Source organism: Gorillibacterium sp. CAU 1737 (assembly GCF_039888655.1).
Classification (GTDB): domain Bacteria; phylum Bacillota; class Bacilli; order Paenibacillales; family NBRC-103111; genus Gorillibacterium.
On sequence record NZ_JBDQQO010000006.1, the window covers coordinates 292,318 to 314,942 of the forward strand.

At 47.7% G+C, this 22,625-nt stretch carries 15 protein-coding genes, 10 tRNA genes and 2 rRNA genes; 2 read left to right on the forward strand and 25 right to left on the reverse strand.

Annotated elements, in window-relative coordinates; all coding sequences use genetic code 11:
- Positions 1 to 59: 59 nt before the first annotated feature.
- The 3 genes from AAFN83_RS14915 to AAFN83_RS14925 all read right to left on the reverse strand — a co-directional run bounded on the left by AAFN83_RS14915 (position 60) and on the right by AAFN83_RS14925 (position 5,015).
- On the reverse strand, positions 60 to 1,814 hold the full coding sequence (locus AAFN83_RS14915; RefSeq protein WP_347770716.1) for an ATP-binding protein: 1,755 nt from the start codon (positions 1,812 to 1,814) through the stop codon (positions 60 to 62).
- On the reverse strand, positions 1,807 to 3,987 hold the full coding sequence (locus AAFN83_RS14920; protein WP_347770718.1) for a Mu transposase C-terminal domain-containing protein: 2,181 nt from the start codon (positions 3,985 to 3,987) through the stop codon (positions 1,807 to 1,809). Before AAFN83_RS14920 ends, AAFN83_RS14915 begins: the two co-directional genes overlap by 8 nt.
- 161 nt (positions 3,988 to 4,148) lie before the next feature.
- Entirely contained in the window at positions 4,149 to 5,015 is an 867-nt protein-coding gene (locus AAFN83_RS14925) for a TnsA endonuclease N-terminal domain-containing protein (protein WP_347770719.1), read from the reverse strand.
- Between the two features lie 217 nt (positions 5,016 to 5,232).
- On the opposite strand from AAFN83_RS14925, the gene AAFN83_RS14930 reads away from it, so the two are divergent.
- Entirely contained in the window at positions 5,233 to 5,649 is a 417-nt protein-coding gene (locus AAFN83_RS14930) for a helix-turn-helix domain-containing protein (protein ID WP_347770721.1), read from the forward strand.
- 376 nt (positions 5,650 to 6,025) lie between these two features.
- On the opposite strand, the gene AAFN83_RS14935 is transcribed toward AAFN83_RS14930, so the two are convergent.
- Positions 6,026 to 6,382, reverse strand: coding sequence for a hypothetical protein (locus AAFN83_RS14935; protein ID WP_347770723.1), 357 nt, complete (start codon positions 6,380 to 6,382; stop codon positions 6,026 to 6,028).
- 506 nt (positions 6,383 to 6,888) lie between these two features.
- The gene (locus tag AAFN83_RS14940) at positions 6,889 to 7,089 is read right to left on the reverse strand and encodes a hypothetical protein (protein ID WP_347770725.1); all 201 of its coding nucleotides are present in this window, start codon (positions 7,087 to 7,089) and stop codon (positions 6,889 to 6,891) included.
- Positions 7,090 to 7,514: 425 nt separating this feature from the next.
- Here AAFN83_RS14940 and AAFN83_RS14945 point away from each other — a divergent pair, with 425 nt between their 5' ends.
- Positions 7,515 to 9,680, forward strand: a complete 2,166-nt coding sequence (locus tag AAFN83_RS14945) for a hypothetical protein (RefSeq protein ID WP_347770727.1) — start codon at positions 7,515 to 7,517, stop codon at positions 9,678 to 9,680.
- A gap of 244 nt (positions 9,681 to 9,924) precedes the next feature.
- On the opposite strand, the gene AAFN83_RS14950 is transcribed toward AAFN83_RS14945, so the two are convergent.
- The 20 genes from AAFN83_RS14950 to AAFN83_RS15045 form a co-directional block, all read right to left on the reverse strand.
- Positions 9,925 to 10,260, reverse strand: coding sequence for a helix-turn-helix domain-containing protein (locus tag AAFN83_RS14950; RefSeq protein ID WP_347770729.1), 336 nt, complete (start codon positions 10,258 to 10,260; stop codon positions 9,925 to 9,927).
- Positions 10,261 to 10,483: 223 nt separating this feature from the next.
- Positions 10,484 to 12,319 carry a glutamine--fructose-6-phosphate transaminase (isomerizing) gene (gene glmS / locus AAFN83_RS14955; protein ID WP_347770731.1) on the reverse strand — a complete coding sequence of 612 codons (1,836 nt, stop codon included), beginning with the start codon at positions 12,317 to 12,319 and terminating at the stop codon, positions 10,484 to 10,486.
- Positions 12,320 to 12,806: 487 nt separating this feature from the next.
- The gene (glmM, locus tag AAFN83_RS14960) at positions 12,807 to 14,150 is read right to left on the reverse strand and encodes a phosphoglucosamine mutase (protein ID WP_347770733.1); all 1,344 of its coding nucleotides are present in this window, start codon (positions 14,148 to 14,150) and stop codon (positions 12,807 to 12,809) included.
- A gap of 100 nt (positions 14,151 to 14,250) precedes the next feature.
- Entirely contained in the window at positions 14,251 to 15,630 is a 1,380-nt protein-coding gene (locus AAFN83_RS14965; protein ID WP_347770735.1) for a CdaR family protein, read from the reverse strand.
- Positions 15,623 to 16,447 (reverse strand): diadenylate cyclase CdaA, encoded by an 825-nt coding sequence (gene cdaA / locus AAFN83_RS14970; protein ID WP_347770736.1) that lies wholly within the window; start codon positions 16,445 to 16,447, stop codon positions 15,623 to 15,625. Before cdaA ends, AAFN83_RS14965 begins: the two co-directional genes overlap by 8 nt.
- Before the next feature lie 161 nt (positions 16,448 to 16,608).
- Positions 16,609 to 17,214, reverse strand: coding sequence for a zf-HC2 domain-containing protein (locus AAFN83_RS14975; RefSeq protein WP_347770738.1), 606 nt, complete (start codon positions 17,212 to 17,214; stop codon positions 16,609 to 16,611).
- A 64-nt stretch (positions 17,215 to 17,278) separates the two neighbouring features.
- Positions 17,279 to 17,860 (reverse strand): RNA polymerase sigma factor SigW, encoded by a 582-nt coding sequence (gene sigW, locus AAFN83_RS14980; protein WP_347770740.1) that lies wholly within the window; start codon positions 17,858 to 17,860, stop codon positions 17,279 to 17,281.
- A gap of 297 nt (positions 17,861 to 18,157) precedes the next feature.
- Positions 18,158 to 20,947, reverse strand: coding sequence for a phosphoenolpyruvate carboxylase (ppc, locus tag AAFN83_RS14985; RefSeq protein ID WP_347770773.1), 2,790 nt, complete (start codon positions 20,945 to 20,947; stop codon positions 18,158 to 18,160).
- 399 nt (positions 20,948 to 21,346) lie between these two features.
- Positions 21,347 to 21,420: transfer RNA gene (locus AAFN83_RS14990), tRNA-Gly, on the reverse strand.
- A gap of 18 nt (positions 21,421 to 21,438) precedes the next feature.
- Positions 21,439 to 21,515 (reverse strand) — tRNA-Pro (locus tag AAFN83_RS14995).
- Positions 21,516 to 21,552: 37 nt separating this feature from the next.
- Positions 21,553 to 21,629: transfer RNA gene (locus tag AAFN83_RS15000), tRNA-Arg, on the reverse strand.
- A 6-nt stretch (positions 21,630 to 21,635) separates the two neighbouring features.
- Positions 21,636 to 21,710, reverse strand: a tRNA-Gly gene (locus AAFN83_RS15005).
- A 23-nt stretch (positions 21,711 to 21,733) separates the two neighbouring features.
- Positions 21,734 to 21,813, reverse strand: a tRNA-Leu gene (locus AAFN83_RS15010).
- Positions 21,814 to 21,825: 12 nt separating this feature from the next.
- Positions 21,826 to 21,901, reverse strand: a tRNA-Lys gene (locus tag AAFN83_RS15015).
- A gap of 5 nt (positions 21,902 to 21,906) precedes the next feature.
- Positions 21,907 to 21,981 (reverse strand) — tRNA-Gln (locus AAFN83_RS15020).
- 60 nt (positions 21,982 to 22,041) lie between these two features.
- Positions 22,042 to 22,116 (reverse strand) — tRNA-Glu (locus AAFN83_RS15025).
- A gap of 7 nt (positions 22,117 to 22,123) precedes the next feature.
- Positions 22,124 to 22,199: transfer RNA gene (locus tag AAFN83_RS15030), tRNA-Thr, on the reverse strand.
- Positions 22,200 to 22,202: 3 nt separating this feature from the next.
- A tRNA-Asn gene (locus AAFN83_RS15035) sits at positions 22,203 to 22,278 on the reverse strand.
- A gap of 6 nt (positions 22,279 to 22,284) precedes the next feature.
- A 5S ribosomal RNA gene (gene rrf, locus AAFN83_RS15040) occupies positions 22,285 to 22,401 on the reverse strand.
- 110 nt (positions 22,402 to 22,511) lie between these two features.
- A 23S ribosomal RNA gene (locus tag AAFN83_RS15045) occupies positions 22,512 to 22,625 on the reverse strand; the annotation flags it as partial.

Consider the following 22,625-nt stretch of genomic DNA (forward strand, 5'->3'; position numbering starts at 1 on the left):
GATAAGATCCTATTGCTAGTTTTCCCTATTTTACATGCCCCTAGTACTCAAACAATGCATTAAATTATGAGTTTCGATAGCTCATCCTCCGACGGGATGCTTCCTATATCCACTAACCTCTCATAGATCACTTCTGTATCCTTTTCATTGTTTGCCGCGGCATTTCTAAGGTCATCCTCATCCAACATAACCTGTTGCTTTTTCTTCTTCCGGGCTTTACTGTTTCCCTTTTCTTCGGCCCCTTCTCTCTTGTTATCACAGTTCTCATCTTCGATGGTCATTGGAGTAAACGTTATATCCTTAATTAGTTGTTTGCGTAAATCAACTATATCCTTCTCAGCCTCATTAGACTGAAGAACCTTATTAGCAACTTCATAAGCCACATCATAAGAAACTCCGAAGTCTATTGCTGTTTTTACAAGTTCAATTAGCTTCTCATCGTCCTGCTCAATTTTTTCATCTCGTAGTATCTTTGTTCTGATCTCTCCTTGAATATTGACCTTCTCATCTGCCATTTGTAAATATTGATCCAACACGTTCCACTTAGGATATAAATCATCTATTGCCTCTAGTGCTCGGGGATCTTTACTTCTCAAGACTTTTAGCATAGGCTGAATCAACTGCATGTGCTGTTTGGCAACGGTCTCGAGGAGAGCCCCTGTTAATTTTTCATTATCGATCCCGTCCTCGATGGCTTGCCACTGGGCTAACATGTACAACTTAACCGCAATATCTACAATTCCCTGAGAAAGCTCGTACATTTTCTTACTCAAATGAGGTTTTAGAGGCGTTTCAGTAGCAGTCCATTGATATTTCCATAGAGCATGTAAGAAGAAATCCCACTCTTCCCCTTCACTTAGTCTATCCATGATCAGGTCCCCTTGTCCCGTGCTTCTTCTTGCTTGACTGAAGGAACCGGATAGAAGTTTCATTGCTTTAAATGTCCCTACTAATACCACGGGAACACCAATCGTGTTAATTAATTGAGTGAAATAATTAAGCATTTTTTCAGCGCCGCCACTCTTAAGAAAACTCAGGAATTGAATTTCATCAATGACTAGTACCCCTAACCCATGTAATGTAGCAATATGAGCCAGTATTGGTATTAACATATCGACGGATGTTCCCTTAGTAGCAAATTTCCGGTAATAATTTGTGCCTAGGATCGAATCTATGGACTGCAAAAAATTAAAGCATAATCCCTTCAATGAACCATCAAAAGGGCAATTCAATTTTAGCCAGACAATTTGTTTGCGAATGAATGGTTGTTCTTTATAGGTCAAATGATGAATGACCTGAGGGTATAAGAGTAATGAGCTTTCTACAGCCGTCGTCTTACCTTGTCCACTTACTCCAAGGATTGCAAATCCAGCGGCGGTTGATCTCACCCCTGCAATGTTACCTCCTGTTGAATCAAGCCCTCCTTCAAGAACTTCCTTAAACCCTATGTGAAATTGTCTTACGACTGCTGGTGAGAAAGGATTCCTGGCTTTATAACCATGACGAATTAATCTTGAAAGCCTTTGTTCCACCAGGAAATGTGAAGGTAACGGCTCGACATAATCGGATATCTGTTGAACAAGATGTAGCCTCGTCTGCTTCCCTAATTTGCGTTTTCTTTCATCATAATCAGGGTATTTTCTGATTTGTACTTCGACATCTTCTTCTTCAAATATTGGGGGCAAAGCTTCTATAAAAGGATTATTCCTATAGTCAGGAATCTCCTGATCAGAATAGCTTGCCTCCTCTTGTCTGCCCATGAGGCTTGGAGAATACTGATAATAATCAACCTGCTGTTGAGCTTGCTTAACCATGCTTTTTCTCCTCCGTTTCCTTTAATCTTGCGAGGAGACCCAGCTTTGATTTTGGCTTATATGTCTCAAGAGGAGTTACATGATCTCTAGCAGTAGCTGGTTCGTCCATCTCCTCATTTGGAGACTTACCCAGCTCATAAGCTTGTGCTTTTCGCAGCCTGTCTCTCTCACCGGCTTTCTTCCCTTTAATATTGGACTTCCGTTCAGACTTTGTTAAGGAATGGTCTTGGGTATCGGCACTCCGCTCCATTGCTTCCTTTCTAATCGCTTCTAACTTCGCACTTAAGGTTACTTCTTCCTGAAGTTCCGTTTCATCATAGTACAAACTTCTTGACAGTGTTTCCTCGTACCGGGTTGACTTGACCTCTTCAAGGCTCATATTTATGAATCGGGAAGACTTGGCCAATAAATCGCACTTTATAAAAGCTCTGCCGTTGTCCGTCTTCACATAGACATGATTCATACATCTTCTGTCATAAGCAATCGGAATTTTCTGTGTTTCTCCTTTAACGAACCATCCCTGACGCGCTAATTCTTCACAACCGTAATACATTCCTTCAAAGTATATTCCCTCCCGATTCACAGTAACTTTTGCCTCGGGCAATACATTCAATCGAACGATATCCGGATGAACATTCTTCAAATAGTGATTATGAGATATCCCCCAATTCCATAAATCCCTTGCAACGGGCCGCACTTTATCCAATGCTTGATCTTTGTCTAAAGGGTAGTATTCCATGTAATGGTAGTTGTTTCTTTGAAGAATCATCTCGATCATCATTTGAGTAAACTCTTTAAGTGTGAGCTTCGCATCTAAGACGTAATCCGGTCCCCCACGCTTTTTGTATTCTTTCTTTACAGCACCAGGCGTCCATGGTTGAAGCGTCACGTTCAATGTTCGAAATTGCTGTTCTACTATGCCCTTTAGATCAGCGCGATACGGAGGAGCGTTCATTATTTTGATTCCTAAAGCTTTGGCAAGTGAGTCGGCATTTTTACTCTCCATCTCGCCTCGGTCAGCCATAAAACTTTCTGGCATATGATGACACGACCACTCTGCCTCTGTGATCTCTACATCATATTGCCTGCAAAACTCAACCTTATTCTCCACTGTATTTTCAATAGCCATCATGACTCCAAGCCAGGACGGACCCTCAAATCCAACATATAACCCGACGACCATATGGCTATATACATCAACAACAATGTATACGACAGGCCTACCAACTATAATATTGGAATCAACTGCACTTACTAAGTATACATCTGCAACAGTTGCGTCAACCTCGTAGATCTGTCCCGGCCCAGTTGCTTTCCTTGTTTCAGATCCTAGTAAAGGCCTGAAATCACGATTGAATGTAACCTCGCCTTCGCGGTCAATTAGCAGTTTGTGCTTCGTATAATACTTACGGATGTAATATCGTAATTGAGCAATACTTGGTACATCATGTCCTGGAGGTATTATCGGGATCTCATATTTGCCCTTCTTAGTGGTACCAATCTGATAATATCTCTTCAGCATCTCAATATATGTAAATTTCACGGAGTCCCTTCGATTTATTTTCGAATAAATATCTCTTATAACCTTATCGAATATTTTTCGATGACCCTCATTTATTAAAACGCCTTTTAATTTGGGATCTACAGAAATGCTGGTATTCCTGGGCCTACCCATCTTTTGAGTTGGATTCTTATTTTTGCCCTTTCCTCCGCATTTTCTGAATCTGGGAAGTATAGCATTCATCACCTTCCCTCCAGTCCAGTAATGACGCAAGTATTTATAGTAAAGATTTTTCCCTTTACCTGTTCTTTTCATTTCGCTCTTTATGATTTCATACCGCTCTTTTGGATTGTAGATGTTAGGTTCCAGTTCAACAATGTCTTTAATACATTCCCAGGCTTCATCTCTAAGGCGAATTTCTTTCGGGGTTAAAGTTTCTTCCGAAACCAAAAATCTAGAATAGGGATCATGCTCGCGCTTAATCATCGTCCCTTCATTAAGCTCTTGTTGAATAAAGGAGATACGCTTAAACTCAGGAACCCCTGACTTTCTTATAATAGAAATGGTAATGGCGCAATCCTCCGACTGATTTAGCCACAGAACTCTCTCACAATCAACAAGCTTTGATTCCGAATCTCTTTTTTCAAGCAGAGTATTGATAAACAACTCCATTTTATTCCCCTCCAATTTCAATAAAGGTTAAAATGGGCCTTTTGGTTTCATTAGGATTGCCCGAGTTAACCACGTATATATCAGCTAATGTATGATCTATTTTGATCGTTTTGCTTTCCACTATTAAGTTGGGCTCCAAGACAGACTTTAGCATAACCTCGTTATCTTCTAGAGATGATGAAACGATTACTTTCATGGTCAGCCCTCCAGTTTTGAAAATGATTGGCTTGTATTTCTAATCGTTTTTGTGTAGGAAGGATGTGCCTACTCATATCAACTTCCCAAAAGCGATTAGCGATCAGATATCGGACAACATTCATGCTGGTCCCCATTGATAAATCCATCTTTGCATCAAGATCCAAGGTGATTTTAGCCAAGGGCTTATCTATATTAGCAATCCATTCATGTAGTACTGGTTCCAATTCACAAACCAGTTCATTAGTTAAATACGCCACCTCTTCCAAAATGTTGGCTGAATGCAACCACTTCACGTTTTCAACCAGATCGTAATTGATTTGATTTTCTGTAATTAGCCGCCATTCTACATCCAGATCTTTGAAGTAGTACTTCTCTATTTGAAGCTTGTCTAATACCCTTCTATTTAATTTTGTCGAGGGCTTTATGGAATGGGCTATATATCTAACTTCTCCGCCTGATCTTACAGTCAATAACATGTCTGTGGTCATCACAATGGGATGCTTGGTCTTCGGATCAATGGGATGTCGGATTCCTAATTTTTGTGCAATAAACATTGTTTTATCCAAAGGCAACAAAGGGTATTGCTCTCTGATATCAACAACGTTCATTGCCCAATCCATTTGGTAATGATGAGCTAGTTCATAATGTTCGGACAAATAATGGTGTAGCCTCCCACTCTTCCATCCCCGAATTCTCGTTACAACCCCGTGGGATGGAACATCATGGATGGTTAACCAAGGCTTATATTCCGCAAAATTCCCCTTACCTCGCCCTTCCTTAATCCACCTTTCAATTGTTGCTGCTGTTGTGCGCCGACGTCTTTTTGGCATGAACAATTCCTCCATATGATGTAGATTTATTATTAACATAACCACATAAAAAAACGATTAATAATTGATTTTGATAATAAACGATTTTAAATCAACTTGTCAATGCCATGTAGTCGAGTAATTTACAACTCAAATGCAGTATGTTACCATACAATAAAGTGTTCACTTTACTGTTCAGTTTTGTATTCAGATAAGCAGATTATGGGTAGGGGGATATATGTTAATATTAGGAGAAAGAATTAAAACCTCGCGTATATCTAGAGGGTGGACGCAAGAAGAACTCGCCGGTAAAATCGGCACAACGAAACACGTTATTTCTAATTGGGAACGCAACAAAGGTAATCCAGATCCAGAGCAAATTACTACATTAGCTAATACCTTTGAGGTTTCGGCAGACTATTTGCTTGGGTTAAGCAATTTTTCCGAACCACATTTCCGTGACCCATTCGGGCAAATCACCTTGATGCCTACAATTGACTATTCTTTTGTGAAAGGATCTACATGGGATCTCCTTAAATTGCTACGCTCTGGTATTCCACTAACTATAGATGTTAATGAAATCGCCTCTAAAGATAAGGAACTGATTGCCACAATTATTGAAGCCATTCTTACCAGAAGTAACGCAGATGCTTGAGGAGCCTTAAAAGAGCCGGCTAATTTTAATCGAAATCCACTGCTTTTCTAAGATAATGCCAGCTCATCACCAATCTTCTGTTAGATTTAGCACCCTTTTGCAAATATCACATTGTACCTTAATGACTAATCCCAGCCCAGTGGGAACGAAAGTATACGCGAATTTAGCGCCTGAAACGTCAACAGGCTTACATGAATCCCAATCTTGTATTTTTTGAAGCATCTCTTCTGTAATCTTAAAGATCATCGTTCCATCTCCATTCTCATGTTTCATTTTCACCTCTTGACGGCCATCATAGAAACGGTTTTCTTCGATAGAACCAATGCACCAAGGAGCTAATGACTAGAGTGAGGCATGATACCTTGTGAACCTTCCTCTAGTCAGAAATGCCTTCCAGTTGTTCAACTCTACTCTCTAAACGCTTCATATAGGTCAACATCGCGTCAAGAGTACGTGGAGTCACAAACCCAGGCACCCCGTTCCTCTCAATTTTAATCATACTAGTGAATTCCTTGCTCCTGCTTGGCTCTACTGGTCCCCATCTGTGTTTTTTGTATCTCAAAATTTTCTCCAGACAGATTATCCAAATGTCTAATGTCTTCTGCAGCATCATAAGTTTATAATAATGATCCGGATTGTTTGTGAACGGGTAATTATAGTACTTTTTTTCTCTTTCAATGCTCAGCCTGTATACGTTGATAATTTGTTCGACATCTTCCATTAATTCTTCCATCTTCCCACCTTCTACTTATCTCGATTTATGATAAACCCAGCGTTATTTTACATGTTCCTCAATGCTTTAAGTTTCTGCATACTCTGAAAATAAAGCTGAAGCTTAACGTCTGAAGGTCTCTTGGTGCAAACAATTTGATTACATTTTTCCAAGTCTCCATTACTTGCGACTATAAAAATTGCTGACAATTCTTTGTTGAGACTATAGACAATCCTTACCCGCCACTCTTTCTCAAATGCGGCCCTCTCAAACCACTGTTCTCTGATTGCTTTTGAACATGTAAATCTAGCACCCTTGAAAACAATGCCACTCGCAGTCACTCTCGCACATCCACTTCTAAGCAAATATTTGTTCATTCCGATAGAACAACTCCTTCACAGATTCTTCTATCAAAATTATATCCTTTATACAATACTTTATTCATATATCCGATTTTAGATATTTAAAAATAGACTTTCACTCTAATCTTAAATATGTACCTTTGATGCAAACTATGCAGGCAATTCCTAAAGCTCATCATCATCCTTCATGAATCCATTTATCTTTCTACCCATTAAATAAATCGCTAACATTAACGTACCGATACCAATCGCCTCAATTGCTGTTATCCAATTACGAATACTAATCATCCCCACACCAAAACCAAATAACATAGCAATAGTGACTTTTATCAAAATACCCTCAAGTATCCCTAGCTTTTGCTTCATTAAAGCCCCCCCTATTCTTCGTTTTGTTTGAGTACATACTGCCCAGCTTTTGTTTCATATTAGTGTTGCCAACAACACTAGCGGCTAACTGTTCACGTTGATTTATCTGGGAATGTCTTAAGAACAAAAAGCCCCCCAACTGGTTTGAGTACTAACTTTTTTAGAGGACATATTGCCATTGATACATTTAATTCCATGTTACTAATTGACAATTAATCTGCAATCAACTATATTGAAGCAGTGGAAGGTGTATCGTCTATATGACGATAGCATCTTGCGGTTTAAGGTTTGCTACCTTATATGGTTGTAAATCAAAGCGGCATCGATAACTTGTATTTCGAGATGCCCACCTTTTAGATGAGGCATCTTTTTTGATGCCATTTTCCACAATCATTATTATTTATAATGAGATTGGAGGAATGTGTATGAAAGCAACCACTTACCCTAGCACGAGAGGCGTACCACATCTAGCAATGATTGGACCATCAACAGCAACAAAAAGCACAGCTGTTTACCAAACGATGGCAAAATTACTTCAAGAGGTACTTAGTAGTATTATCGGTTCTTCTAAAGGGCAGCACACGATCATACCCACACACTTTTTTGGTAGTGAAGAGCATAGTTGTAATTTTATAAAGCTGCAAGTTACCTTGAAAAGTAAATTCGACTCTGACGCCCTCTTTAAGGCTGTCGAGTATGTTCTCAGAAATTTTGTTTCCAACTCCAACAACGTAGGTATCCCCTTATCAGCAATAATTAATTATGTATCCACCGGGAAATTCGTGGAAATTCTCCTTACAGAAGTTAGCGGAGCTGTTCGTTTAGAGAGACTTCGGTCAGATACATTCATTCATCTAGTTCAGACCTGTGTACTTTCTTTGCTTGAGAATTTCAATACGTCAGATATTGACTCCGCCATAGCAAAAATGAAATCTGATAAAGAAAGAAAAGAAGCTAAACTTCTTCACTTCAGTAACGAATTAGCAACACGATGGGACCAAGAATTTAAAAATTTAAATAGCCCTACAGTTCAGTTTATAGAACATGTCGAAACAACGGTTATGAACAAGCTAAAGAATGCGATTCCTGTGAAAGAGTGTTGGTCAGACCGGCTGGCAACTTGTGAAGTTGATTTAAGTAACGGGTCATTGGATAAAGAACATTTGAAACGATTGTTGGATCCTGGAGAACCCTTCTCTCTCATTGTAGAGCATTATGAAATAGCTCATGGCCTGAGTCAGCAATTGCTTGATGTTTTTAAAAAAGTTAAGGAGTCTGTAAACTGGCCAAAAGAACTTCCATTTCGATTAGTCATTATAGACACAGCTGGCCTAACTCAAGATTCAAATGCAAATGAATTTAGCATGAAGTTACGGCTCAAAACTGCGCTTAACCGTGATATCGACGGAATTTGGGTGATGCTTCCAGTGACTGCAGCAGATCACACAACTCGTTCAATGCAAAGGCTTTTTTCTAATCAAAATGAAGAAGGGCGGCAAATTCGGAATAATAGAATTCAGATTCATGTCGGTATTACAAGATCTGACGAAATGGTTACCCCTACATCCGATGCCGATTACGATAAACCTGGCTTTGTAAGAAAAATGGAGGCAATCTATAACTCGCTAAAGGCTCTGGAATTACAAGCCCAACAAGACTTCTCGGCTGATAGCGCGAAATGTGTCACACATCACTACAAAAAAGTTAAGTCATACATTGAAGATCTTGAAAACATCGGAAAATGCTCTGATGAGTGTGATTCTGAAGAAATTTCACCTAACCTTAAAGAGGTTGCTAAAGAACTGACAATTAAGTTTAAAGAACTTTTGGACAACAACACTTCTTTGAAATATCTAGTAGAAATAATTACCAGTTTACAGAAGCAAATTTTTTCTTCCTTTGAAGTGCCTATATTCTTCAAGTCGGTTTCACTTCAAGAAAACTTTCAACATTTTAATGTTAATCTCTTTTCTACTGGTTATGCAAAAGAAGTGGCTCTTGATATAGCAAGGATGAGTGAATCTTACCAATTCCAACATTGGCTTCACTGGAATACGGCATATGCTTTTCAGCAATCGGTTCAAACAGGGGCCAAATTTGTGTCACGAGCTATTCAAAACGGCCGAATCAGTATTTATATCGATGGTGATGTCCAAAAGGCTATAAATCGTGATTGGTCAAAGGAAACTTGCCAAATCAATTACCATAATATTAGCTTTGCTGATAAAAGTACAACCTCCCTACTTAATGCGCTTGGGCTCGCTCAAAGTCCGTTGACCGACAGTAACCTTAGGGATTCCTTACGGATGTTTTTCTATAGAAACTTTTCAGGTGATACTCAATGGAGATTTAATAGAGCTATGTCAAGATCCATTCGTCGTTTAAGCTATCTAGAGCCTAAGATAAAAGATTCTGTAGACAATGCGTTTAGAGAAGGCCGGGCGTATGAAGATGCATCACGAGGCGTTTACAATATGTTGAGCGAGTATAAGAATTTGTATCAAGCACATGATTTCTATCAAACTATTTCAACTGTGCTTAATGATGAGTTATCCAAGGAATTTAACAAACTTTTCTATGTACTAAATTAATCTACAATAACAGAGGGTGCATCCACTAGGATTGCACCCTCTGTTCGATTTGATTCTGATGGTCTGAAGGTTTTGAAAATCGTAAATTTTTGAAAACTATGCATTATAAATAGCGACCAGAACTGGAAGATCAGTTGTGCCAATCGCCACCCATCTAGCAGCTGTAAGTCTAACCATCAGAATATGGTCACCCGGTTCTGCTAGTCTAACACTTTCAATCTTATACATTATTCTCTCTGAACAACTATATTGACCTTAAATTCATTTTCAATTGTATAAACTCAATTATTTCCTTCTTATCATAATCATCAAGATTTCTAAAAACTTCAATCAATCTTTTCTCGAATTCATCTTCATATGTCGTCCCATCTCCTGCAGAGACACCGGTTAATAGCCAATTTAAGTTCACATTATATTGTGTTCGAATAGATATTAATGTTTCCGCAGATGGATTACTATTTCCCAGCTCAATTTCACTCAGGTTCCCTTGAGAAATTCCTATGCTTTTTGCAAATTGAACTTGGTTTAAATTGTTTTCTTTACGGATACATTTTATTTTATGACCAATGTCATTCAACATTTTCACCACCAATCATGAAGTATGTATAATGTTTTTTTAGCATTTTAAAAGGGAGCCACGAATCAATCCCTCGGGCTCCCTTCTAGATGCTGAAAATCATTCATCTTGCATTTCGGTTCACGACATCTTTTACTGGTTCACAACTTTTTTTACTGGTTCATGACATCTTTTACTGGTTCACGACTTTTTTATACTGGGACATTAATATAGTTGCTGCACTAGCTTACTCCACCGTAACGCTCTTCGCAAGGTTGCGGGGCTTATCAACATCGTTGCCGCGGGCGATCGATGCGTAGTAAGCGAGCAGCTGCAGCGGCACCACGGCCAGAGCCGGGGTCAAGAGCGAAAGCGTCCGCGGGATGGTGAACAGCTTGCTCACGTGGCGGCTGAAGTCAGCGTTGCCTTCTTCGCCAATGCCGATGATGTGGCCGCCGCGAGCGACGACTTCCTGAATGTTGCTGATGGTCTTCTCCAGCAGGTCCTCTTGGGTCGCGAGGGCGATAACCGGCACATCGTCTTCGATCAGCGCCAACGTTCCGTGCTTCAATTCACCGGAAGCGTAGGCTTCGGAGTGAATGTAGGAGATTTCCTTCAGCTTCAGGGAACCTTCCAGCGAGACAGCATAGTCGAGGCCGCGGCCGATGAAGAAGAGGTCCTCATGCTTGGAGACATCTTCCGCGATGGCCTTGATGTCGTCGGCTTGCTTCAAGATGGCTTCCACTTGCTCCGGCAGAGCCTTCATCGCCGTGATCAGCTCAGCGATGAACTCAGGCGATTGGGTTTCCAGCGTTTCGGCCAGGTACAGGCCGAACAGGTAGAACCCGATGAGCTGCGTCGTGTAAGCCTTGGTGGAGGCTACCGCGATCTCCGGACCCGCCCAGGTCGTGATGACGAAGTCGGCTTCGCGGGCAACCGAGCTGCCAACCACGTTCGTGATGGCGAGTACGCGTGCGCCATGCTTCTTGGCTTCGCGCAGGGCCGCCAACGTGTCGGCAGTTTCGCCGGATTGGCTAACGACGATCACGAGGGTGTTCTTCGTGATGATCGGCGAGCGGTAGCGATATTCGGATGCAACGTCCGTTTCTACCGGGATGCGAGCCAGACGCTCGATAACCGTCTTGCCAACGAGACCGGCATGATAGGCCGTGCCGCAGGCGACGATATGGATGTTATGGATGTTTTGAATTTCTTCCTTGGTCATCCCGAATTCGCTCGGCGTCAGCACGACACGCTTGCCGTCTTCGCTGATGCGGCTCGACATCGTGTCACGATAAGCCTTCGGCTGCTCATGGATTTCCTTGAGCATGAAGTGGTCGAAGCCGGCCTTTTCCGCCGTGGTCAGGTCCCAATCGACATGGAACGTTTCCCGGGAAATAAAATTCCCCTCCAGCGTCAACAGTTCGACACCATCACGCGTCAGAATGGCCATTTCGCCGTCGTTCAGGATATAGATGTCACGGGTGTAGTTCAGGAGCGCCGGGATGTCGGAGCCGATGAAGTTCTCCCCTTCACCAACACCGATGATGAGCGGGCTGGCATTGCGAACGGCGATCAGCTTATCCGGTTCATACTCCGTCAGTACGCCAAGAGCGTAGGCTCCGCGCATTTTACGGACCGCACGTTGAACGGCTTCCACGATGTTTCCCTGGTACTCTTCGGCGATCAAGTGCGAGATGACTTCCGTATCGGTTTGCGACACGAATACGTGGCCGCGAGCGATCAGTTCTTCCTTCAGCACCGCATAGTTCTCAATGATTCCGTTGTGCACGACAGAGAACTTGTGCGTGTCATCCAGATGCGGATGGGAGTTCACGTCCGACGGCTTGCCGTGGGTAGCCCAACGGGTGTGGCCAATGCCAATCGTTCCCGTAAGCGGGCTCTCCTGCAGCTGGGATTCCAGGTTCGCCAGGCGTCCCTTGGCCTTCTTCACTTCCAACCCATTATCCGTAAATACGGCTACACCCGCTGAGTCATAGCCGCGATACTCCAGCTTGCTAAGCCCGTCGATCAGCACTTCCTGAGAATTGCGTGTTCCAATATATCCTACAATACCGCACATGGGTGTTTTCCTCCTATAATCCGCCAGTCCGGCGGTTGTCAATGATTCGAATCCAATGATCCATATGAAAAATATGCGTGCGAAAACAAAGCTGCCGTTGGAATCTTGTCCGCCCGGTCACCCGTGACGTTTTGCCTTCCAACTCTCGGTCTGCAGCCTACCGGAAGGTCCCCGCCGAAAAATCCGAACACCTTCACCTCGTCAACTTGAACGTAGAGGTTCGTTCCTCTTGTCCGTTCCGCTCAAGTTCTGGCGCTTGTATAACACTTGCGTTTCTTCTGCCCACCTTTCTCTTCTAGACTGATACCCCTATCTTATTCCGACCGGCGCCTTCGCGACACGGCCAATCCTCAACAGCGGGCATTATCTAATCATAACACATTTACCGATCACTTGAAACAGCACCTGCCACCTCATGTCAAAAAGCCCTGAGACGCCATTCTGGCGCCCCAGGGCCCAACCTTCCTATTCCAAGCAAAACGTCCCTTTAGCAGAGTTCCTGACGAACCACTTGGACGATCTCGTCGACATACTGCTCAATCTGCTCCTTGTCGGGTCCTTCCGCCATGACGCGGACAAGAGACTCCGTGCCGGACGGACGAACCAGCACGCGGCCGCTCTCGCCGAGCAGACCCTCCGCTTTGGCAATCGCCTCCGTAATGGCCGCATTGTCCTTCAGCTTCGACTTGTCGGCAACACGCACGTTCACCAGTACCTGCGGGAACTTGCGCATCTTGCGCTTCAGCTCCGAGAGCGACTTCGTGCCGGATTGCAGGAGCGTATCAACCAGTTGGAGCGCGGTCAGCATGCCGTCTCCGGTCGTCACATGATCCAGGAAGATGACGTGACCGGATTGCTCGCCGCCGAGGTTAAACCCGCCACGGCGCATTTCCTCCATCACATAGCGGTCGCCTACGGCCGTTTGAGCGGTCTTCAGCCCAAGCTCGCGCGCAGCGTGGAAAAAGCCGAGGTTCGCCATCACCGTCGTCACGACCGTGCCTTCCTTGAGCGTGCCCTTCTTGTTCATCGCATCCGCGCAGATGGTCAGGATGTAATCGCCGTCCACCTCTTCGCCGTTCTCATCGATGGCGATCAGGCGATCCGCATCTCCATCGAAGGATAAGCCGAGGTGTGCCTTGTGCTTCAACACTTCGGCGGCCAGCGCCTCGGGATGGGTCGAGCCGCAGCCCTTGTTAATATTACGCCCGTCCGGTGTGTCACCGGTCGAGATCACCTCAGCGCCCAGCTCCTGGAACAAGCGGGGAGCGAGCTCGTAAGCCGCACCGTTGGCGCAATCCAGCACGATTTTGAGTCCAACGAAGCTCGAAGAGACGGTCGTCTTGATGTACTCCATGTATTGGAACTTCGCTTCCGCGTTTTCGCTTGCCGTACCGAGATCCCCGCCAACCGGGCGCGGGAGCTCGTCGGTCTCGGCGTCCATCAGACGCTCGATCGCAAGCTCCGTCTCATCGGTCAGCTTGAAGCCGTCTCCGCCGAAGAACTTGATGCCATTGTCTTCAACCGGATTGTGCGAAGCCGAGATCATGACACCGGCATCTGCACCGAGCGTCTTTGTCAGGTAAGCAACGCCAGGAGTCGTCACGACCCCAAGGCGAATGACATCCGCACCGATCGATAGAAGCCCGGCGACGAGCGCCGCCTCCAGCATGTGCCCCGAGATGCGCGTATCGCGTCCGATGACCACTTGCGGGCGTTTGGCTCCCCCCGCCAGAACATACCCGCCGCAGCGGCCGATCTTGTAAGCAAGCTCCGGCGTCAGCTCCGCATTGGCAACGCCGCGGACCCCATCCGTTCCAAAATACTTCCCCATTCTTCGTTCTCCCTTCTCTCTCTCAACCATTCTTCGTCATTCGTATGTCTACATTGGGTTGTTCGGTTCTTGATTCGCCTGAGCAAGCGCAAGCCAGCCTTTAGGGCGCTTCGTTCTCCTGCCCCTCCTCATTCGAGCTTGCAGCCGGCGTCGCCATCGCAGGCGTAGCCGACGGGCTTGGCGTGGGCGTAGGTGAGGGGGAAGGCGACGCACTGCTCGGCGATGGAGTAGGCGTAGCCGCCGCTCCCGGCGCGCTCGTGCTCACCGCCTTCGCCTCGATCTCGACACGCACCATCGGGTCAGCCCCCTGCCGCTTCACATAGAGCGGCAGGTTGACCATGACGGGCAGCTCGTGAATCCCCGGGCCGAGGCTGCTCAGGTCGACCGTGGCCGAGATATCCTGGGGCTGCAAGCGATCCAGAACCGCTTGCGCGCCGACCAGCGTCAGGCTGATGGCTGCTGTCCCATCCGGCAGGTTGTACGTATAATCGCGGGATTGTCCCGTGATGGCCACGGGGATCCCCTCTAACGTACGTGTTGCCGCCGGAACGACCTTCACGGTCGCCACGATCTCTTCCGGGATGACCTTGGTCACCCCTTCCGCGAGCGGCACCTTCAAGCTCAAGCTCTGCGAGGAAGATACCCCGCTCATATCCAGCTCCAGCCCTTCATAGAACTCGAGCTTGTTGAGCACCTCCTGCGGAGCATATACCGTCACGGTCTCCGGCTCTTGGGTAACCGACTCGATGGCGAAGCCGGCTGCCGGCTCTCCCTTCAGCTTGAGCTGAAGAGGCATCTGCTTGAACGGACTGGAGATTGGAATCTCGACATCCACCACAGCCGGACTGATCTCACCATCCACGACCTTGCCGTCCTTGTCGTACATCGTTAGCTTCACCTGCTTGACCACGGTGTCCTTGGCCCCTTCCACGCTGACTTCCGCCCGAACCTCCGTCACTTGATTCAGGAGGCTCTCCGGGACCGATACGCTCACCCGCGCAGGCTTCACGATCGGCGTCCCCGCCTTATACCCGTCATACGGCTTGCCCGTCGGGATGATGGAGACCGGCAGCTGCTTATGCTGGATCTTTTCCAAGGTGACCTGTACCGTCGGCGGGGAGATGGACGCATCCACGTACGACTTCAAGCCGGTGGTGCTGAGGAACACCTGATGCGTTCCCTCCGTCAGATTGGTAAGGTTGGCTTCGACACGGAGGTCCGAGAAGCTCGGCTTGCGGAAGCTGGTGTCCGACCAGCGCAATTCTACCGCAACCTCTGACGGCGTAATAGATTTAATCGCATAGACGCTTTCGTCATACACCGGGTTCACGACCACATTCGAGATCGTCTCCCTCCGCTCCGAGTTCACCGCCCGCGCCGAGGTGCTGTTGGAGTCAAAACGCACGACGAGCCACAGGAGGATCGCAATCAGCACCGCGAGCGCTTTGACGACATTGTTGTTTTGCAGAAATTTATCCATGGCGTTTCCACCCTTTCCACTTCAAAAAGGGTTTTCGTTCGCTAACCTTTTGCTTGGGACGCAGCTCTTCATAGAGCTTGGAGATGAGCGATTCCTCCTTGATGTCCCGCACCACGAGCCCGTTGATTGCGAGGGACACCTGCCCCGTCTCCTCCGAGACGATGACAGAGATCGCATCAGACATCTCACTTACACCAATGCCCGCGCGATGCCGGGTTCCCAGCTCCTTGCTGATAAAAGGATTCTCGGAGAGCGGCAGGTAACAGGCCGCCGCCACAATCTGATTTTGCCGGACGATCACCGCTCCATCGTGAAGGGGTGTATTCGGGATGAAAATGTTGATCAGAATCTCGGAGCTCATCTCCGCTCCCAGGTTGATCCCCGATTCAATGTATTCGTTCAAGCCCGTCTCCCGTTCGAATACGATGAGCGCGCCGATTTTTCTTTTGCACAAATAATTGACCGCCTTCATCAGTTGCCCGATCCGCTCGGTGATGAGGTAGTCCTCCTCCGCGCTTGTCCGGCTGAACAGCCTTCCCCGTCCAAGCTGCTCCAGCGCCCGCCGAAGCTCCGGCTGGAAAATGATGATGAGGGCAATGACCCCGATGTTGAACATTTGGTTCATGAGCCATTGCAGGGTATTCAAGTTCAGCCACACGCTGAGCGCCCATACGACCACGACGACGAAGATGCCTTTCAGCAGTTGAATGGCTCTCGTGCCGCGGAGCAGAACGAGCCCTTGATAGACGATGTAGCTGACGATCAAGATATCGATAATTTCTTTGGCGGTATCCCCCAAAGTAAAGGAAAGGCCCATGTCGATGTCTCCCGTCAGAACCCCCGATCCGAGGGTTGTCCTTTGGCGGTCCCTGGCTTTGTTCCTGCATAAAGCCCCCGGGCTGTCCGCTATCCTTCATGATACCATATTTTCAGCAAAAAACCCTCCCCCAACACCAGGGGGAGGGCAGACAGGCTCATTTACTGGGCGGCGGGAACAAAGATCTCCTTCACCTGGTAAACCAGCCATTCCGCTGCTTGGTTGATGCTGTAAATCTTGCCGGATATGGTTGCCGTCGACGCGGTGTGGTATTGCCCGTCCACAACCACGAGGTTGCCGTCCAATTCTCCGTCGATCTGAACATCGCCGCCGCGCACCATCAGGTTGCCGCTGACGCGATGTCCCTTAGGCAAATAGACTGTTCCGTCTTCAATTACCAGCTGATCGAGGTTGCTTCCCTTCACGGTAAGCTCCTGATCCTGGGACCACATGGATAGGAAACTCCCCAGCATGACAAAGAGAAAGACAGAAGCCACAGAGATTGCCGGATGGCGCTTAACCCACCCCAGCCAGGATTCACGCTTAGGGCGAACGGGCAAGCTCTTCATAATCCGATCCGTGAGATCATCCGGTGCGGCCACGTGCGGACTGCTCTTTACAAGCGCGTCCGTCATTTCAAGTTCTCGGAAAACCCGGTTGCATTCGGGGCACTGAAGCAGGTGCTTTTTGAGCTCGGCCGCTTCCGTTCCATCCGTACTGCCGTCCAGGTATTCGTGCATGAGGGGGAGGGCTTCGTCGCAGGTCATCGAATAGCCACTCCTTTCTTCAGGTTCAACTCTAGGATACATACGTCCCTCCGATGGTTTTGTTTCAAAAAAGTTTTCCCCCATATTCTGAATGCAGCTTCTTCCGCAAAAACTCCCGCCCGCGGTGAACCCGCGTCTTCACCGTCGTCACGGGCATGTCCAGCACCTCGCCGATCTCCTGCAAGGACATGTCCTGCAGATAGCGGAGAATGACGACCGATTTGTACTTTTCGGGTAAGGTATCGATGGCTTTGCGAATATGGTTCTGGGTCTCGGACAGAAGAACCTCATCCTCCGGCCCAGGCTGGTTGCTTGGGAGCAGGGAATACCAATCCGCCCCTTCCCCATCCGGCATCTCGGCGTCAAGGGAATAGCTCGCCTTGCGTTTGCGCAGCCGATCGATACACAGGTTGGTGGCGATTCGGTAAATCCAGGTGGAGAATTTCTGATTCTCGTCGTACCGATCCAGGTTCGTATACACGCGCAAAAAAGTCTCCTGCGCAACATCTTCCGCCTCGTGGGATGATCCCAACATGCGGTAGGCCAGGTGATACATTTTATCCTTGTATAAGTCCACCAGTCCCGCAAAGGCTGACCGATCCCCTTTGCGGGCCAGCGTCGCAAGCCTTGCTTCCGTGTCTTTCACAAATTTTCCTCCGGTAACGTAAGTTTCTTACGATCGGCATGAGCCTGACATTGCCCATTCCGCGTCCGCGCACCCTTCGCTACATGCGTGTCCAACAGGAACCGCTTCGGATAGCGACATGCACTGAATTACGTATTCGTCAGAGACAGCCGGGCTGTTCTGATGTAATCTTGCCGTTTCCCATCCATTGTACACGTTTTTCCTAGATTCTTGTAGAGAACATGTAAAAAAACAGACCGAAAGCCGATAAACGGCCTTCGGTCTGTTGAGGATTGGCGTGGAAGAACGAAACGATCATCAGCCCGTATTGCGAAGCCCTGCTGCAATTCCGTTGATGGTCAGAAGCACCTCGCGGATCAAGAAGGAATCGTCCCCTTCTTCCTCGCGAATATGGCGAAGCTCTTCGAGAAGACCCACCTGCATGTAGCTGAGCGGATCGACATACGGGTTCCGCAGTCGAATCGACTCTTGCAGGATCGGCACATTATCAAGAATTTCCTTCTGCCCGGTGATTTGCAGAACAAGAGAGGACGTGAGCTCAAACTCCTCCTCGATGAGGCGATAGATGCGATCCGCCATCTCGCCGTTGCGGACGAGCTTGCCGTACTCCTTCGCGATGAGCAAGTCTGCCTTGGCGAGCGCCATCTGCACGTTATCAATCGCTGTGCGGAAGAACGACCAGCGGGCGTACATCTGCTGCAGAATTCGCATGTTCTGCGGATTATCCTGATAGAATGACTGCAGACCGGTTCCGGCAGCATACCAAGCCGGTAGCAGATAACGGGTCTGAGTCCAGGCGAAGACCCAAGGAATCGCGCGCAGGTCCTCGAAGCGGTCGCTGTTCTTGCGCTTCGAAGGCCGAGAGCCGATGTTGAGCTCGCCTACCTCAGGCAGAGGCGTCGCCTCCCGGAAGAATGTCATGAAGTCCGGATCCCGGAAGATCAGATCCTGATACTTCGTGAGCGACTGCTCGGAGATGTCCTTCATGATGCCTTCCCACTTGTGCACCTGCAGATCGCTCTGCGGGGTGCGAGCGAGTGAGGCGGCCGTAATGAGCGCCCAGGTCGCCTGCTCCAGGCTTCGATAGGCAATGCCCTTCACCGAGTAACGTTGAGACAAGACTTCCCCTTGCTCGGTGATCTTGATGCCAGCGCCGAGCGTATGCGGCGGCTGCGCCAGAATGCTGCGGTTGAGCGGCATGCCTCCGCGGCCAAGCGCTCCTCCACGGCCATGGAAGAACTTCAGCCGAACGCCGTTCCGGGTTCCGACCTCGGTGATCTCCTCCAACGCGACTTTGAGCTCCCAGTTGGCCGTCAGTACCCCGCCGTCTTTGTTGCTGTCCGAATAACCCAGCATGATCTCTTGGACCTCATTCAGGCTGCTGAGGCTTCTCCGGTACGCATCGATCCGGAACAGCTTCTCCATAATTGCGGGGGCAGCATGCAGGTCGTCGATGGTCTCAAACAGCGGCACGGGCTGCAGCGTACAGGTAACCGAACCGTCTGCTTCGCGACGATAGAGTCCGAATTCCTTGCAGAAGACCATAACCTCCAGCAGGTCGCTGGCATCGTTGGTCATGCTGATCAGGTAGCTGGTAATGCAGGATGTGCCAAATTCCTTTTGTGCTTCAAAGACAGTCTTGAAGACATTGAGGCTTTCCTTCGTTGAATCGGAGTATTCAAAATTCGGCGATATGAGCGGGCGAGGATCTTCCAGAAGAGAAGACAGCAGCTCTACCTTCGTATCTTCTTCCAACTCTGCATAACGGTCCGTGATTCCCATTAAGGCGAGGGCCTCCGCCATCGCGGCTTCGTGCTCCTTGCTGTGCTGGCGAATGTCCAGCGTCACCATGTGGAAGCCAAACAGCTCCGCTTGGCGAATGAGCTTCTTCGTATACATATCGGCTACATAGCCTGCATAATGGCTGCGGAGGCTGTTGTCGATCACTTGAATGTCGGCCAGGAACTCTTCCACCGTGCCATACTTCACTTTATCATCCGGACACTCCAGGAGACGAGTATTCCACAACTTCTCCAGGATATAAACAATCTTCACCCGATAAGGCTCAGACTCCGTCCGCCACGGCTCGTTATGCTCAAGGTGAACCTTCTCCCGATCCTCCTCGATGGAGTCGAGCAGCTCTTGACTAACTTGAACTAGATTGTTGTTAAAGCTCATGTGACTGATCAAACCGGATACAGCAGCCTCGTATTTCTGAAGGGCAGCGTCACGATGCATTTGTAAGGCTGTCTTCGTGACATCCGAGGTTACGGAAGGGTTGCCATCCCGATCTCCGCCGATCCAGCTGCCGAAGCGAAGGAATTTCGGAGCATGCCAGACCAACTGCGGGTAGTATTTGTCCAGACATCGTTCCAATTCACCATAGACTTCCGGAATGACATCAAACAACGTTTCATCAAAATAGTAAAGGCCATTGCGCACTTCATCCAGCACCGTCGGTTTGCGGTCGCGCAGCTCATCCGTCTGCCAAAGCGTGAGGATCTCACTCGTCAGCTTATCCTTCAAGTGTTCGCGCTCGCGGAAGGTCAGCATCGGATTGTCGTATTGCATGACATCCCGGGCAATCCGCTGATGGATGTCCAGCACGGCCCGCCGCGTGGCCTCCGTCGGATGCGCCGTAATGACAAGCTCCAGCGAAATGCTGTTCAGAATCGCCGCGATTTCGTCAGCCCCTGTTTCCTGCTGCTTGAGCTCCTTGATCACACTCTCGATGGATCCGGGCTGAATCGACTCTCCTGCCGTCCGGTCATAGTCCCGCTTACGGCGAATACGATGATTCTGCTCCGCAATGTTGACCAGCTGAAAGTAAATCGCAAAGGCGCGAATGACTTTATGACGGGTCTCCGGAGTAAGGGAATCGATGGTGTCCTTCACTTCCTGATACAAATCCTCGCTGAATTGAGCTCTCAGCGATTTGCTCATCTCTCTGATCTTCTCGACGATCGTGAGAAGCTCCTTGCCTCCTTGGTGCAGGAGGACATCTCCAAGAATATTGCCCAGAAAACGGACGTCGCGGCGAAGCAAGTTGTTGGTCGTGCTCTTGGTCAACATGTTCAACTCAGACATCATCTCACCCAATCCTATCCCTTACTTTTCTTCGGTTTTAAATCCGAATGTACAGGTTAACCGTAATGGAATATTTGATCCATTTTAGCACAAAGACAGGCGTTAGAAAAACCATTTCTTTTTTAACCGCGCGAAAAAAAAGCTTATCGTTCGTGTTAATTCTATGCAGAATGTACGGATTACGGGACAAGGAGCTTCAATGAGAAAGCCAAATTATACGGAGATTGTTGTTTCGAAAGCGGCTTCATTGCTATACACCATGAAGTATATAGATGCAAAAAAAACGCATATTAACTCGAAGTTGCAGATGTCAGACTAGCAATAGTAGATCTTCCCATTTGCAAAAGGCTAACGAGAATGCAAAAAAACCTTGCCTTAGGCAAGGTTACCATTCAAGTATGGAGCGGGTGATGGGAATCGAACCCACGCTACCAGCTTGGAAGGCTGGAGTTCTACCATTGAACTACACCCGCATACCGTGATGAAAAAAGTGGTCGGGACGACACGATTTGAACATGCGACCCCCTGCTCCCAAAGCAGGTGCTCTACCAAGCTGAGCTACGTCCCGTTGTATGCAACAGCTATTGTCAAAAGAAACTTGAAGATGGCGTGCCCAGAGAGATTCGAACTCCCGACCTTTTGATTCGTAGTCAAACGCTCTATCCAGCTGAGCTATGGGCACACATTATGGAGCGGACGAAGGGATTCGAACCCTCGACCCTCGCCTTGGCAAGGCGATGCTCTACCACTGAGCCACGTCCGCAAATCCTAAAACTTGAAACTTGATGCGCGTGGAGGGACTTGAACCCCCACGGTTGCCCGCTAGATCCTAAGTCTAGTGCGTCTGCCAATTCCGCCACACGCGCGCATCTAGATGGTGGTGAGCCATGTAGGACTCGAACCTACGACACCCTGATTAAAAGTCAGGTGCTCTACCAACTGAGCTAATGGCTCATGAATGGCTGGGGATCTAGGATTCGAACCTAGGGGTGACGGAGTCAAAGTCCGTTGCCTTACCGCTTGGCTAATCCCCAACATTCAGTTCTTCAAGCTTGCCCTTAGCTCAAGAAAGCTATTCAGACAAGAATCGAAGATGGTGACCCGTAGGGGATTCGAACCCCTGTTACCTCCGTGAAAGGGAGGTGTCTTAACCCCTTGACCAACGGGCCGAAAAAATGGAGCTTCCAACCGGGATCGAACCGGTGACCTCATCCTTACCATGGATGCACTCTACCTACTGAGCTATGGAAGCATATGGCTCCCCGAACAGGACTCGAACCTGTGACAACTCGATTAACAGTCGAGTGCTCTACCAACTGAGCTATCAGGGAATATTCGCTTGGCGACGTCCTACTCTCCCAGGACCCTGCGGTCCAAGTACCATTGGCGCTGGAGGGCTTAACGGTCGTGTTCGAGATGGGAACGCGTGGTTCCCCTCCGCCATTATCACCAAACGAATTATAATATTATCAGGTTTCAACAAGAAAGTCAAGCTTTCATTGTTTATTCCCTGAAAACCGGATGCGAAGCAACTCGCGAGTAACATTCTTACCGATGTGTTGTGTTGGATAAGCCCTCGACCGATTAGTATCCGTCAGCTGCATGCGTTGCCGCACTTCCACCTCGGACCTATCAACCTGGTCGTCTTCCAGGGGTCTTACTAATTGGGAAATCTCAT

Bases quoted from the DNA above. Each gene is read 5' to 3' on its own strand.
- AAFN83_RS14915 (WP_347770716.1), bottom strand. From the start codon at position 1,814: ATGGTTAAGCAAGCTCAACAGCAGGTTGATTATTATCAGTATTCTCCA.
- AAFN83_RS14920 (WP_347770718.1), bottom strand. From the start codon at position 3,987: ATGGAGTTGTTTATCAATACTCTGCTTGAAAAAAGAGATTCGGAATCA.
- AAFN83_RS14925 (WP_347770719.1), bottom strand. From the start codon at position 5,015: ATGCCAAAAAGACGTCGGCGCACAACAGCAGCAACAATTGAAAGGTGG.
- AAFN83_RS14930 (WP_347770721.1), top strand. From the start codon at position 5,233: ATGTTAATATTAGGAGAAAGAATTAAAACCTCGCGTATATCTAGAGGG.
- AAFN83_RS14935 (WP_347770723.1), bottom strand. From the start codon at position 6,382: ATGGAAGAATTAATGGAAGATGTCGAACAAATTATCAACGTATACAGG.
- AAFN83_RS14940 (WP_347770725.1), bottom strand. From the start codon at position 7,089: ATGAAGCAAAAGCTAGGGATACTTGAGGGTATTTTGATAAAAGTCACT.
- AAFN83_RS14945 (WP_347770727.1), top strand. From the start codon at position 7,515: ATGAAAGCAACCACTTACCCTAGCACGAGAGGCGTACCACATCTAGCA.
- AAFN83_RS14950 (WP_347770729.1), bottom strand. From the start codon at position 10,260: ATGTTGAATGACATTGGTCATAAAATAAAATGTATCCGTAAAGAAAAC.
- glmS (WP_347770731.1), bottom strand. From the start codon at position 12,319: ATGTGCGGTATTGTAGGATATATTGGAACACGCAATTCTCAGGAAGTG.
- glmM (WP_347770733.1), bottom strand. From the start codon at position 14,150: ATGGGGAAGTATTTTGGAACGGATGGGGTCCGCGGCGTTGCCAATGCG.
- AAFN83_RS14965 (WP_347770735.1), bottom strand. From the start codon at position 15,630: ATGGATAAATTTCTGCAAAACAACAATGTCGTCAAAGCGCTCGCGGTG.
- cdaA (WP_347770736.1), bottom strand. From the start codon at position 16,447: ATGGGCCTTTCCTTTACTTTGGGGGATACCGCCAAAGAAATTATCGAT.
- AAFN83_RS14975 (WP_347770738.1), bottom strand. From the start codon at position 17,214: ATGACCTGCGACGAAGCCCTCCCCCTCATGCACGAATACCTGGACGGC.
- ppc (WP_347770773.1), bottom strand. From the start codon at position 20,947: ATGTCTGAGTTGAACATGTTGACCAAGAGCACGACCAACAACTTGCTT.